The 12,941-nt window shown below is 68.3% G+C and carries 9 protein-coding genes and 1 pseudogene; 4 read left to right on the top strand and 6 right to left on the bottom strand.

The window, feature by feature from the left end; translation table 11 throughout:
* Positions 1–166 precede the first annotated feature (166 nt).
* Positions 167–1,699: a C40 family peptidase gene (locus tag QF036_RS03900; protein ID WP_307099412.1), complete on the top strand. Its 1,533-nt coding sequence runs from the start codon at positions 167–169 to the stop codon at positions 1,697–1,699.
* Positions 1,700–1,750: 51 nt separating this feature from the next.
* Here QF036_RS03900 and QF036_RS03895 read toward each other — a convergent pair.
* From QF036_RS03895 to QF036_RS03885, 3 genes and pseudogenes are all read right to left on the bottom strand, one after another.
* Positions 1,751–2,618, bottom strand: a pseudogene (locus QF036_RS03895) (ABC transporter permease).
* Positions 2,619–2,643: 25 nt separating this feature from the next.
* Positions 2,644–3,600, bottom strand: coding sequence for an ABC transporter ATP-binding protein (locus tag QF036_RS03890; protein ID WP_307099410.1), 957 nt, complete (start codon positions 3,598–3,600; stop codon positions 2,644–2,646).
* Between the two features lie 137 nt (positions 3,601–3,737).
* Positions 3,738–4,925 (bottom strand): LolA family protein, encoded by a 1,188-nt coding sequence (locus QF036_RS03885; protein ID WP_307099408.1) that lies wholly within the window; start codon positions 4,923–4,925, stop codon positions 3,738–3,740.
* A 153-nt stretch (positions 4,926–5,078) separates the two neighbouring features.
* On the opposite strand from QF036_RS03885, the gene QF036_RS03880 reads away from it, so the two are divergent.
* Entirely contained in the window at positions 5,079–5,738 is a 660-nt protein-coding gene (locus tag QF036_RS03880; protein ID WP_307099406.1) for a DedA family protein, read from the top strand.
* A gap of 58 nt (positions 5,739–5,796) precedes the next feature.
* On the opposite strand, the gene QF036_RS03875 is transcribed toward QF036_RS03880, so the two are convergent.
* Positions 5,797–8,604, bottom strand: coding sequence for a PEP/pyruvate-binding domain-containing protein (locus QF036_RS03875; RefSeq protein ID WP_307099404.1), 2,808 nt, complete (start codon positions 8,602–8,604; stop codon positions 5,797–5,799).
* 3 nt (positions 8,605–8,607) lie between these two features.
* Positions 8,608–9,645: a universal stress protein gene (locus QF036_RS03870; RefSeq protein ID WP_003799148.1), complete on the bottom strand. Its 1,038-nt coding sequence runs from the start codon at positions 9,643–9,645 to the stop codon at positions 8,608–8,610.
* 432 nt (positions 9,646–10,077) lie between these two features.
* Here QF036_RS03870 and QF036_RS03865 point away from each other — a divergent pair, with 432 nt between their 5' ends.
* Positions 10,078–10,707, top strand: coding sequence for an FAD-dependent monooxygenase (locus tag QF036_RS03865; RefSeq protein ID WP_307105760.1), 630 nt, complete (start codon positions 10,078–10,080; stop codon positions 10,705–10,707).
* Between the two features lie 8 nt (positions 10,708–10,715).
* Here QF036_RS03865 and QF036_RS03860 read toward each other — a convergent pair whose 3' ends face one another.
* On the bottom strand, positions 10,716–11,312 hold the full coding sequence (locus QF036_RS03860; protein WP_307099402.1) for a copper resistance CopC family protein: 597 nt from the start codon (positions 11,310–11,312) through the stop codon (positions 10,716–10,718).
* A 112-nt stretch (positions 11,313–11,424) separates the two neighbouring features.
* On the opposite strand from QF036_RS03860, the gene QF036_RS03855 reads away from it, so the two are divergent.
* The gene (locus QF036_RS03855) at positions 11,425–12,864 is read left to right on the top strand and encodes an NCS2 family permease (RefSeq protein WP_307099400.1); all 1,440 of its coding nucleotides are present in this window, start codon (positions 11,425–11,427) and stop codon (positions 12,862–12,864) included.
* Positions 12,865–12,941: the final 77 nt, after the last annotated feature.

Raw genomic sequence — 12,941 nt, 5'->3', positions numbered from 1 at the left:
CCACATCTGCACCCAAATCACACTCGTGTTGTTTATGTTATTGATGTGACCAGTGTTGCCAAAGTGGCAAATGGGCACCTAACCTCAGAGGGCTGGGCATCTTTCGAGGGGCACTTCCGTGCCGCCTCCCGACTCGTTCGCCCCGCCCTGACTTGCGAGGTTATGAATGAGTTTGACCGGCCCCGGCCGCACAGCGGCTGTCCTGTGCACCGCCGTCGTTCTCTTAGGAACCCTTGCAGCACCTGCCCGGGCTGACCGGGCATTCGCGGTTGCCCCGCCAACTGCAGGCCTTGGGGCGACGGCCCTGACGGTTCCGGCGGCGGAAATCCCCTCCCCGGAGGACATCGCTGCCGCCAAGTCCAGTGAAAGTGCGACGGCGGCAAAGGTCACCGACATTGAGGGCATCCTCGCCGACGCCGCGGCGGCGCAGGAGGTCACGTTCGCACGGACGCTCGAAGCCAACAACGCCTACAGCAATGCCTTGGTGGAGCTGGACACGAGGTCGGCCGCGGCCGCCGTGGCCACGGCCAGGGCTGCTGCCGCGGACAAGGAACAGTCCAAGAGCCGTAAGGCCGTGGGCCAGCTGGCCGGGGACCTGTACCGGAACGGCGGCCTTAATCCGGAGCTGAGCGGCCTGGTCACGGGCTCGGGCGACGTCCTCGCCAAGGCCGCAACGCTGCAGGCCCTCACCGCAGGCCGGAGCAGGGCCTTCGCCGCCGCCGAAACCACCGCCGCAGCCGCCGAATCACTCACCGCTGCTGCCGCCGACGCCCGCCGCGCGGCAGACGACGCCGCGAAAACCGCCGAGTCGCTCAAGGCCGAGGCAGACCAGGCCAACGCAGCCCAGGTGAAGGCAGTGGCAGATGCCAAGGCGCAGCGGACCGTCCTCGTGGGGCAGCTCGCCTCGCTGCGGAACACCACGGCAGCGCTCGAATCCGCGCGCGTGGACGGGCTGGAGCGCCAGCGCCAGCAGGCCCGCCTCGCCGCCGTGACTGCGGCAGCCGAACGGGCCGCCGCAACCCAGGCGGCCGCAGACAAGGCGGCGGCTGCGAATGCTGCGGTGGCCGGCAACGGGAGTGCAGCCCCAGCGGAAGAATCCGCCGCCGCGCCGGGCCGGACGCCGGCCCGGGCCGCTCCTTCCCAGAACACTCCTTCACAGGCCTCTCCCGCGTCTCCTTCAGCACCTTCACCTGCGGCGCCGCCGGCCCGCCCGGCACCCGTCCGCCCTGCTCCCGCACCCGTACAGCCGGCACCAGCCCCCGCCCCGGCGCCTGCTCCTGCACCTGCGCCAGCCCCTGCGCCCGTTCAGCCGGCCCCTTCTCCGGGCGGTTCCAACCAGGCGGCCATTTCGGTGGCGATGGGCAAGGTTGGATCACCGTACTTCTACCAGTACGGCGGGACGGGTGCGTACGGCTTCGACTGTTCCGGCCTGGTCCAAAACGCATTCGCAGCCATCGGAAAGCAGCTTCCGCGCACGGCTGCGGAGCAGTTCGCCCAGGCACCCGTCCACGTGCCCCTGTCCCAGGCGCAGCCCGGCGATCTCCTCGTCTGGGGATCGGCCCCGGGTTTCTACCATGTGGCGATCTACCTGGGCGGCGGCAAGGTGGTCCAGGCACTGAACCCGTCCGCGGGCATCACCGTGACTGACCTGAGCATGATGGCCGGCATGCAGCTCCACCCCGTCGCCGCGCGCTACTAGCGGAACGCGCGCTTCTTCAAGACCCCCTAGGCGGAAGCCGGCCACCAATCCCTAGGACAGCACGTCCTTGCTCACGAACCTGCCATACGCGAGCGCGCCGAACACTGCGATGTAGCCCGCCTGCAACAGCGCGTTGTCACCGAACGAGTCCCAGCCGATGGGCTGGCGAAGCAGGTCTGCGAAGCCGAACCAGTAGTGCGTGAACAGCCACGGATGCAGCCACTCCAGCTGGGGCAGCTGGTCGAGCACCTGGGATACGACGGACAGGACGATGGTGGCAGCCATGGCGCCCACGGGCACGTCGGTCAGCGTCGACAGAAACAGCCCGATGGCCGACAACCCCAGCAGGGATACGGCCTGATACGCGGCGATCAGCAGCATCCTGACCAGCGCCTCGTCCGGTTCCACCAGGTCGCCCGAAAGCAGCGCCACCGGTCCCACCGGGAAGAGCGCCCACCCGATGCCCGCGCCGGCGGAGCGCCACGGCCAACGGCGCGGAAAGACAAAAAACAGCCGCCCCGGCATACTTCACCAGCAGCAGGCGCACCCTTCCGGCAGGTGCCACAAGCAGGTACCGCAACGTGCCCAGTCCGGCTTCCCCGGCAATGGTGTCCCCCGCGACCACGCCGATGGTCAGCGGAAGGAACAGCGGAACGGAAACCAGCATCGCCGTGACGGCAACGAACAGCCCGTTCTGGCTGATCCGGTCCAGGAAAGCGGGCCCCCTCCCCGGGGGAACAGCTGAGGAAACGCGGACGACGACGGCGATCACCACCGGGATAGCAGCCAGCGCCAGAAGCATCGCCTGCGTCCTGCGGCGGCGGAACAGCTGCTTCAGCTCCGAGGCGAGCAGTGAACCGCTGGACGGCCGGCGCCTGGTACCGGCCACCTGGCTGTTTTGCACGATCAGCCGCTGCACTGTTGGTTCCTGCACTGGCGGCCCATCACTGTGCGACATCGAAGCCCTCCCCCGTCAAAGCCACGAAGCGGTCCTCCAGGCTGCCACGCTCCACCGTGAACCCGCGGACACGCACCCCGTCCGCCACTAAGGCAGCCACGATCGCTTCCGGTGCCACGCCTCCGTTTGCGGATGGTTCACCTGCCGGCGCTGGGTGATCCGCAGGACCTCGGAACCCGGTGCCAACAGGCAGGCTCGACGTGATGACGGCGTCGGCGCCGTCGGGGTGTCCCACGACCGGGGATAAGCCGAACCGCGTCAAAACGCCCGAGGCCGTCCCGGCGTCGGGCGTCAGCAGGCGAAGCTGCGCGGTGCCCGCCTGGCGGAGTTCGGCCAGGGGTCCCTGGGCCACCAGCCGGCCAGCGCTCATGATCGCCGCGTGCGTGCAGATCTGCTCCACTTCGGCGAGCAGGTGGCTGGACACGAACACGGTGGCGCCGTCGGCGGCGAGGGACCGCACCAGGTGCCGGACCTCCCGCGTGCCCTGCGGATCCAGCCCGTTGGTGGGTTCGTCCAGGACCAGCAATTCGCGCCGTGCCAGCAGCGCGTTAGCGATTCCCAGCCGCTGCTTCATTCCGAGCGAGTAGGCCCGCACCTTCTTGCGGGCAGCATGGGAAAGCCCCACGCGGTCCAGCGCTTCGGCCACCCGGGCGCGGCGGGTGGACGGCTCGGCATGGCGGTCCGCTGCATCAAAGCGGTGCAGATTTGCCGCGCCCGAGAGGAACGGATAGAAAGCCGGACCCTCCACCAGCGCACCCACCCTGGGCAGGACCTCATCCAACTGCCGCGGCATATCCAGCCCCAGGACCCTGACCTCCCCCGCGGTCGCGGCGGCGAGGCCGAGCATCATGCGGATGGTGGTGGTCTTGCCGGAACCGTTGGGGCCGAGGAAACCGAAGACAGAGCCCCGGGGCACAGTCAGGTCGATGCTGTTGACCGCCATCTGGTGGCCAAACCGCTTGCTCAGCCCCTTGGTTTCTATGGCGGGGCTACCCGTTGCCCTGAAAGCGGGCGCGCTGGTTTCCGGTACGGCGGGTGCCCATGCGTCAGTTGCGGAACCCGGGCCGCGGCCAGCGGCTGTCACCTCGCGGCAGCGGCGGCCTGGAGCCGCTCCAGGGGCACGGACCCAACGAACGTCCGGCCGTCGTCGGCCAGCAGGACATTGACCAGTGATGTGGAGATGGCCCGGCCGCCCTCAACAGTCACGGTCGCCTGGCGAAGCAGGGGATCATTGAGCAGCCTGTCGACCGGTTGCTTTCCAGACTCAGGGGACGCGGACGGCGCGGAAGAGGAGGGGGCCGGGATGCCGATGATCCGTTCCCAGCCTGAGCCGGTTACGGTCGGGGCGTGCCCGCGCAGGTCCTTGTGGGCTGAATGCTTGTCGGCCGGATCCTTGCTGCCCAGATCCTTGTCAGCGTGATTCCTGTGCGTCCGATTCCTGTCAGCCAGGTCCTTCGTGCCGCTGGGCTTCGCCGGCACCGCAAGTTCCTTCACCGAGGCACCCGGCGGCGGCGAGAAGTTGAACAGGCTCGCGTCGGGGGCCCCGAGCGTCAGGGTGGAGAACGCGGTCCGGAATGCAGGCTCCTGTTGCCCGCGCGCCCGCACTTCCACGCTCAGCGGCATGCCGTTCTCACCATCCACGGCCACAGCCACGGACCCCACCAGCGTCACGTCCGACCGCGGCGTGAGGACCAGATTGTAGGCCGTCCTGCCTGCCACCTCGGTAGTTTCGGCCACCGACACCTCGGTGCTGCCGTCCAGCTTGTCAAGCATCTTGGTGGCCAGTTCCTCCGGCGTTGCCACACCTGCCGGCATGTCGTGGCTGCGGGATTCCTTCGACGCATTCGCGGGAAGGGTGACGTGGGTGGCCGTGTTGTCCTTGGAGTTGTATAGCCACAGTTCATTGCCTTGCCGGACGGCGTCGCGCTCGGCCATCCGGTCCATCACCTGGATCCTGGCCTTGCTTGGTCCGTCGACGTAGACCCGGGCAGTGTGTGGCCCGGTCAGCAGTTCGGCGAGGGAACCCGTGCCTGCACCCGAGGTGGGCCCTACCTGGGGGACATCGGGCAGGCCGAGTTCGGAGGACTGTTCCACCGTGCCGGAGAAGGACTTGGTCTGGTGTTGTCCGATCATCGCCAGCACCTGTGCCGGTGTCTTCTCTGGCAGCGGGTCCCGGGCGCTCGCGGGCAGGGACCCCGCCAGGACTCCGGCAGCTATAACAGCAGGTACGGCCACGGCAGGCGTCCACCGTAGCCAGATGGCAGTCATGTCAACTCCGCTCCGACGTCGCAGCTCATACCATCAGGGTACGCCTCGGCCTCCCTCGTGGCAGCCCCCGGCCGGGCTGTCGGCTTTGCCTATACCGGCTGGTGGGCCAGACTGGGTGGGACGCCGTTTTCCAGCTTCCAGGAGCCTTCGCCAATGCGCATTCCCGGTGCCACATCCAGTCCCGCCGACGAACTGACAGGCCTCGTGGGTTTTGCCGCCCAGTCGATCGAGTCGCTCGGGGAATGGGGTGTGGGCCTCTTTACGCTCCTTGAGACGGTGTTCCCGCCGATCCCCAGCGAAGTGATTCTTCCGTTGGCCGGGTTCCTGACCCGGCAGGGGTCCCTCAACCTGGCCCTGGTCTTCGTGACCAGCACACTCGGGGCGTACGTGGGCGCCCTTGCACTGTATTTCCTTGGCGCGAAGGTGGGGCTGGAGCGTTCGATCCGCTGGCTGTCCAAGCTGCCGCTGATGGACCGGGAGGACTTCGAGCGCGCGGACGTCTGGTTCCGCCGCCACGGCAGGTCGGCGATCTTCTTCGGCCGGTTGCTTCCCGGCGTGCGGAGCCTCATTTCGTTGCCGGCGGGCGCCGAAAGGATGCACCTGGGAACCTTCAGCCTCTTCACCATCGCCGGCAGCGCCATCTGGAACGGAGCGCTGATCGGCCTCGGCGTACTGCTGGGCCGGCAGTACTCGATGGTGGAGCAGTACTCCCGCTACCTGAACCTCGCCGTGTATGCCGCCCTGGCCATCTTCGTGGCCTGGCTCGTGGTCCGGCAGATCCGGCGGGGAAAGCCGGCGCAGGACCGCCAGTAGCCGCCGGCCTCAGCCGCCACGCACTTCAGTAGCCCAGCCCCTCAGCAGTCCCGATCCCCTAGGCGCCGGGCACCACGGTGCCAGCGCCGCCGTCGACCGTCACTTCCTGGCCCGTCCTGAGCAGCGAGGTGGCGTCCGCGACGCCCACCACGGCGGGGATGCCATACTCCCGGGCGACCACGCCACCATGGGAATTGGGGCCGCCCATCTCCATCACCAGGCCGCCTGCCGTGAGGAACAGCGGGGTCCAGCCCGGATCGGTGGACGGCGCCACGAGGATCTCGCCCGGTTCCAGGTGGGCACCCACGGGGTCGAGGATGACGCGGGCGGGCGCTGTCACTGTCCCCGCGGACGCCGGGCTTCCGGACAGTGCCCCGGCGTCGGCGGTTCCGACGGCGGTAAGCAGCGTTTCGGGTTCCGTTCCGTCCGAGAGCAGCATCCGGGGAATGTGGCGCCGCTCAAGTTCCAGGTAATAGGCCCCCTGCCGCTGCGCCACGAGGTCCTGCATGTCTGCACCGTCCAGCGCCTGGTTCGCTTCGGCAAAGTCCAGGAAGAAGATGTCATCTGCCCGGGCGAGCCGTTTCTGTTCCGCCAGCACGGCGCCGACTTCGGCCAACTGTTTCCGGACCTCTGCCAGCGCCAGGACGATCTGGAACTTGGGAAGTTCGCGCAGCCCGGCGAAGAGCCTCGCCCGCCGCAGCGCCGCCTGGACGGCCATGGCGCGGAGGCGTCCCCTCGAACGGGCCTCGGCCACGAGCCGCTCGATGTGTGCGTCCGCTTCGGCCGCCGCCTTGCTGAACTGCCGGTCGGGGGCGCGTTCCGGGTCCTCCAGCCGGAGGTAGTTGGCCAGGACACCAAGAATATGGGTGGGGTCGTCCCGCCAGCGGGGCATCCCGACGTCGATCTCGGCGACAGCCCGGTGTCCGAACCGGGCCAGGAATTCTGCCAGGCCGGTTTGGGCTGCTGCCGGCAAATCGCCCGCGGCGAAGCGCTGCGCCAGCACCGTCGGGGGATGCCCGGTGAGCGCGGCCACCGATTCGGCGTCGGACCTGATCGCCACGGCGATCCGCCACAGCTCAAGATCCATCTCGGTTGTCACGTTGTTGGGGAGACCGCGGAGCACGGGCTGGAGATCGATGTTTCGGTTCGGCCCGGCGCTGCCCGGCCCGGCACTGTCCTTGCCGGCACTGTCTTGCCCGGCGCTGTCCTTGCCGGCACCAAAAAGTTTGCCGGCACCAAGGAGCTTCCCGGCGAGCCCGAGCATGGCGAAGCCCAGGCCGGCCAGCGGGAGCACGGCCGGAAGGTTGGGGAAGAGCCGCGAGAGTATCCCCTCGGCGTGGTCAAGCCGCGCGCGCGGGGAAGCCCCCTGGGGCAGTTCCAGCGTCGCGTTGAACTCCGTGGTGAAGCGGTTCAGGCGTTTGAGGGCCGCCTCGGGACGGACCAGCGCCCGGATCGCTGCTTCCGGGACGCGGGCCCGGGCGGCGAGGGGGACCACGTGCCTGAGGAGGTCCCAGGGCGTGCGGCGGGTAATGGAGAGTCGCGGGTCGTCGAACACGCTGCGGAGGACCTTGGCGGAGCGCGCCTCCATGACGTCGAAGACATTCGGGATGATCCGGCGGCCCACGGTGCTCCGCGCGGCGGCGGTCAGGTCGACGAAGATGCGCTGTCCGGCTTCGAAGTAGGGCGGGGGCCCGCTGCGGGGGTCCGGTACGTCAAAGCCGGCGGCGGCAGCAACCGACGAGCCGATCCGCCTAAGGGCGGCAAGCCCCATCGGAGTCAGCGGCCGGGTGAGGCCCTGGGCGAGGCTGAAGCACAGATAGACCCGCAACTCCTCCGCCGGGCTGCGCCGTTCCCGGGCCTTCTCCGGCAGCGGGTCCTTCTCTGCCGGACGGGCCTTCTCCGGCAGCGGGTACAGCGTGGTGATGGGCCGGGACTGCGTCAGCCAGACTTTACCGTCGCCGTCGAGCGCCCACTCCGTGTCCTGCGGGGCACCATAGTGGGCTTCGGCCTTGCTCCCCAGGGCTGCGAGTTCCCGGATCTGCGCGTCGGTGAGGCAGGGCTGGTCAGTGCCCGCGCCCTGGGCTGTGCCCTGCTCGACGTATTCGGTGCCTCCCCCAGGCAGCGGCCGGACAGCCCTCCGCTTGTCGCCCAGGCGCCGCTGCAGGATGGCGCCGGATGCGGTATCCACGACGAAGTGGTCCGGATTGACGGCGCCCGACACGACGGCTTCGCCGAGCCCGGAGCTGGCATCGATCACAGCCTCCCGGCGCCGGCCGGTGACCGGGTTGGCGGTGAACATCACCCCCGCCGCCTCGGCGTCCACCATGCGTTGGACGACGACGGCGAGGGCCACCGTTGCGGGGTCGATGTTCCGGCTGGCGCGGTATGCCACTGCCCGGTCAGTCCACAGCGAGGCCCAGCATTTCCGGACGGCGTCCAGCAGCGCGACGGCGTCGATGACGTTCAGGTAGGTGTCCTGCTGGCCGGCAAAGCTGGCGAAGGGAAGGTCCTCGGCCGTGGCCGAGGACCGCACCGCGACGGGAACGCCGTCCAGCGCCCGGTAGGCCGTGAGTATTTCCCTGGCGATCGCCGTCGGCAGTTCTGGCCCCGCAATCAGGCTCCGAGCCCTGCCGGCCAGGTCCGCGAGGGCTTCGAGGTCATCGGCCGGGGTGTCCTGGAGAGCGCTGTGCACCTCTTCGAGCCCCAGCGGCCTCACGGCCTGGGCGTAGGCTTCAGTGGTCAGGCAGAACCCCTCCGGCACCGGGAGGCCAGCCGCGAGCAATTCGCCGAGGTTGGCGGCCTTGCCGCCAGCCTGCGGCAGCATGGAGGCGCTGAGGTCCCCGAGACCGAGCACCAGCCGGCTCATGCGTTACGAGGCGCCGAGCATCGGTCCGAAGCTGGCGCGGTCGGCGAGCCGGGGGTCTTCGCGGTCCGGGACCACCATCACGGGGCTCTTGGCATGGTGCAGGACGCCGTCCGACGTCGACCCCAGGAGCATGCCGGTAAAGCCGCCGCGGCCGCGGGTTCCCACGACTATCAGCTCGACGTGCCGGCTGGCCTCCACCAGCACATCCACGGGCGAGCCGTCCAGCAGGCGGGTCTCGATGGCCAGCCGCGGGAAGTGGCTCTGCAGCCAGGCCACCCCGGCCTTCAGCTGGACCTGGATATCGGCGAAAAGCGCTTCCCGGTCCAGCGGTGCCGGAACCCAGGCAAGGGATCCGCTGTACTGCGGCACGGCGCAGATCACGCGAAGCGGCGCTCCGAGGCGTTCGGCCTGCTCCGCGGCTTCCAGGACTGCGACGCGGGCCTGCTCAGACCCGTCCACCCCCACCGCCACGACCTGTTCCACGGGGCCGTGGCCGGCCTTGGCCTGCTCGGCCCGGATGTGTTTGTCCTGGGTGGTCTCGCCCAGGCGGTCGGAGCAGATCAGCGGAACCGTGACCGTGGGGCATTTGGCGTGGGCCGGAAGCGCGCTGCTCACGGAGCCGAGGAGCCGCCCTACGAAGCCGCCCCGCCCCCGCGTCCCGAAGACCAGCAGCTCGGCGGATTCGGACAGGTCCAGCAGCACGCCGGACGCATCCCCGTTCTCGACCGAGGCACTGACGTTGATGTTGTAGCCCGCCACCTTGTCCACGGCATGCTGCAGGATGGCCTCGGCACCCTCGCGGATCACCGAATCGTCCACGGTGGCGTAGCCGCCGTCGAGTCCGGATGCGGCAAAGATGGGCACCGAGTAGGCGGTGACGATGTGGAGGGGACGACGGCGGCGTTCGGCTTCACGGGCAGCCCACACGAGGGCGCACTGGCCGTGGTCCGAACCATCGACGCCGACGACGATCCCTTCGGGTCTCGCGTGCCGGGCACCGCCATCCCGTGCCGGGTCGGGATGCAATTCGTGTGCGTCCATTCGGTCCGCCTCCTCGCGATACTGCCTGATGATGCGGCTATTCTGCCAGAAGCGGCCCGTCTAGCCGTCACCGGCAGGCCGTCCGGTTCCCGGTTATGCACAGCCTGCCTTAAGACCAACTATTCTCGGTCGGCGACCTCTTAGCAAGCGCGCCCGACGGGGCCCTGAAGGTCTGTTTTCCGCCCCTTCTGAGCGCTCCTCCGGCACCGCTCAGGGCGCTCCGGTGACGCCGTGCAAAGCCCTGCAAACCAATGTTTCCGGAAGGGTATCCAGCGACCAAAAAATTCTGTAATGTCGAGGCACCATCGATCCGGATTGTGCTCCACCGCACAGCCGGAGGTGGCTTGTGTCTGCTTGCTGGGGCAGTGGACGGTGCACGGCGATGATGCCCTGCACTTCGAAATTCTCGAGGAGGAAGTTGTAGTGTCACGCATGCCTGGTCTCAGCGGCGCAGAACGGACCACCACTGTGGTCATCGGCACCGGACTTCCCGGTTTGGCAATCGCCACGGAACTCCGGCGCCGGGGAGTTGATTCAATCATCGTCAGCCGGCTGGAATCCCCCGACGGCCGGTCGTTCCAGAAATCCGGGCACCAGCGGTGCGACGACGCCGAGGCGGCGTCGATCCAGGAGCGGAACGAAATCCTCCGGCACCTGCGCAACTACGCGTCAAGCCACCAGCTGGACATCCGCAGCGACACGTCTGCCGTGTTGCTCGACAAGATGGGGCCCGGCGCGGAAGCCTCACTGCACCGCTGGGCCGTCCATACCCCGGACGGCGTGCTCCTGGCCGACCACATTGTGCTCACGCGCTGCGCCCACAGCCAACTGCGGCGCATGCTCACGGACCTCGGCATCTCCATCGGCACCAACCTGGTCGCAGCCATGCGCGCCATAGGCATTTACCTGGTCGGTGTGGGCGAGCTCATCACGCCAACGCCGAAGGAAGTGCTGCGCCAGGCCAAGGTGGTGGGCCAGGCCATCTCGGCGAAGGTCTATCCGGACAGCGTGCCGTCGGTGCTGACCGGAAGCTTCCCGGCGCTGCCCGCCCCGGCTGTCTGAAGCGGGCGCTACTTCCCCGCTCCCCCGTCGTCGGCGTCGTCACTGATGCCGAGCCTCCGGCGTGCCAGCACACCGAGGATGATGAGCAGGCCGAGAGCCACGGCCGCAAACACCACGATGCTCCACGGGAACGGCTCCGAGGAATCCGGGGCTGTTCCCGTGGCCTGCGTGGCTCCCGGCTGCGGCGTACCGACGGTCTGAACGGGCGCCGACGTTGCCCCCGCCGCAGCGGCCGTGGCGGTAAAGGCGAACGTGCCCTCGATCGGATGGGAATCCGAGCTCACCACGCGCCACACCACCGTGTACTTCCCGGCAGGTGCGCCTGCCCGCAGCTTCTGCGACGCGACGTTGTCCACGATCTCCACCTTGCCGTCGGCCCAGTCAGTTCCGGCGGCATCGGTCACCTTGATCTCATCGCCGAGCCCGAGCGGGGTGTTGTTGAAGGTGATCGAGACCTTGGCGGGAGCCGTTGCCACCGTGGCGCCGTCGGCCGGGCTGCTGGACTCGGCGGCGTCGTGCGCGGAAGCGGGTCCCGCCGTGAGGAGCAGGGCGACGAGCGCAAGCGCGCCAAGGAGGGCGGCCAGCAGCTGGCGGGTGAAACGCATGGGCGGACTACTCCTCGTGTTGACTTCCTTACAGACTAGGCGAATTTACCGGGTAGGCACCCGGCAACCTACTAGGATTCAAGTAACCCCACACTCTCTCACCGGAGGACTAATGCTCAAGCAGGGCTCTGCACTGGACCGGTACTTCAAGATTTCCGAACGGGGGTCCAACCTCTCCCGCGAGATCCGCGGCGGTTTTGCCACCTTCTTTGCCATGAGCTACATCGTGGTGCTGAACCCCCTGATCCTGTCCGTTGCGGACTCCTCCGGCGCCACGCTCGGTTTCCAGGCAGTTGCTGCCGTCACCGCCTTTGTTGCCGGCATCCTGACCATCCTCATGGGCGCGTGGGCCAAGCACCCCTTCGCCATGGCCACCGGCCTGGGAGTCAACGCCTTCGTGGCCGTGACAGTGGCTACCAACCCGGGCCTGACCTGGCCGGACATGATGGGCCTGGTGGTCCTCTCCGGCGTCACCATGATGATCCTGGTCCTGACCGGATTCCGGACCGCCGTGTTCCGGGCCGTCCCGGACGGGCTCAAGACCGCAATCGTGGTGGGCATCGGCCTGTTCATCGCCCTCATCGGCCTGGTCAACGCCGGCTTCGTCCGGCGCGTTCCGGACGCGGCAGGGACCACCGTTCCGGTGGGTCTCGGCTTTGACGGCAAGCTCCTGGGCTGGCCCACCTTGGTGTTCGTGTTCGGCCTCATCCTGACCATCGCCCTGCTGGTGCGCAACGTCAAGGGCGCCATCCTGATCGGCATCGTCGCCTCCACCATCCTGGCGGTCATCCTCGAGTTCACGCTCCACATCGGCCCGAGCTTCGACGGCAAAAACTTCAACCCGCAGGGCTGGTCCCTGGTTGCCCCCACGTTCACCGAATGGGCCGCTCCCGACCTCTCCCTGATCGGCAAGGCCAACCCGATCGGCGCCTTCGGCCATCTGGGCGTTGTGGCCGCAGCCCTGCTCGCGTTCGTCATCCTGCTCAGCATCTTCTTCGACGCGATGGGCACCATGGTGGGCCTGGCCAACGAGGCCGGCACCGTGGACAAGGACGGCAACATCCCCAACGTTGACCGCGTCCTGCAGGTCGATGCCCTCGGCGCCATCGTCGGCGGCGGCGCGTCCGTCTCCTCCAACCAGATCTACGTCGAGTCCGGTGCGGGCATCGGTGAAGGCGCGCGAACCGGCCTGGCCTCGATCGTGACCGGCCTGCTGTTCCTGGTGGCCATGTTCTTCACCCCGCTCATCAACCTCGTGCCGTTCGAGGCCGTGGCCCCGGCCCTGGTGGTGGTCGGTTTCATGATGGTGGCCCAAATCAGCAAGATTCACTGGCAGGACTGGGGCATCGCCCTGCCCGCCTTCCTCACGTTCACGCTGATGCCGTTCACCTACTCGATCGCCAATGGGCTGGGCGCCGGCTTCATCTCCTACGTCCTCATCCGCACCTTCCAGGGCCGCGCCCGCGAAGTGCACCCGCTGATGTGGGCCGTAGCTGCCGCTTTCGTCCTGTTCTTCGCCATCGGCCCGATTGAGCAGGCGCTGGGCATGTAGCAGCGACCGTCCCGCGGGTCTGTCGTTTCCGGTATTTCAGACATCACGACGGCGGCGCTGCTGGCTTTCGCTGTGTC

This window comes from Arthrobacter globiformis (assembly GCF_030817195.1).
Taxonomy (GTDB): Bacteria; Actinomycetota; Actinomycetes; order Actinomycetales; family Micrococcaceae; genus Arthrobacter; species Arthrobacter globiformis_D.
This window is presented reverse-complemented; position numbering and strand designations above follow the sequence as displayed.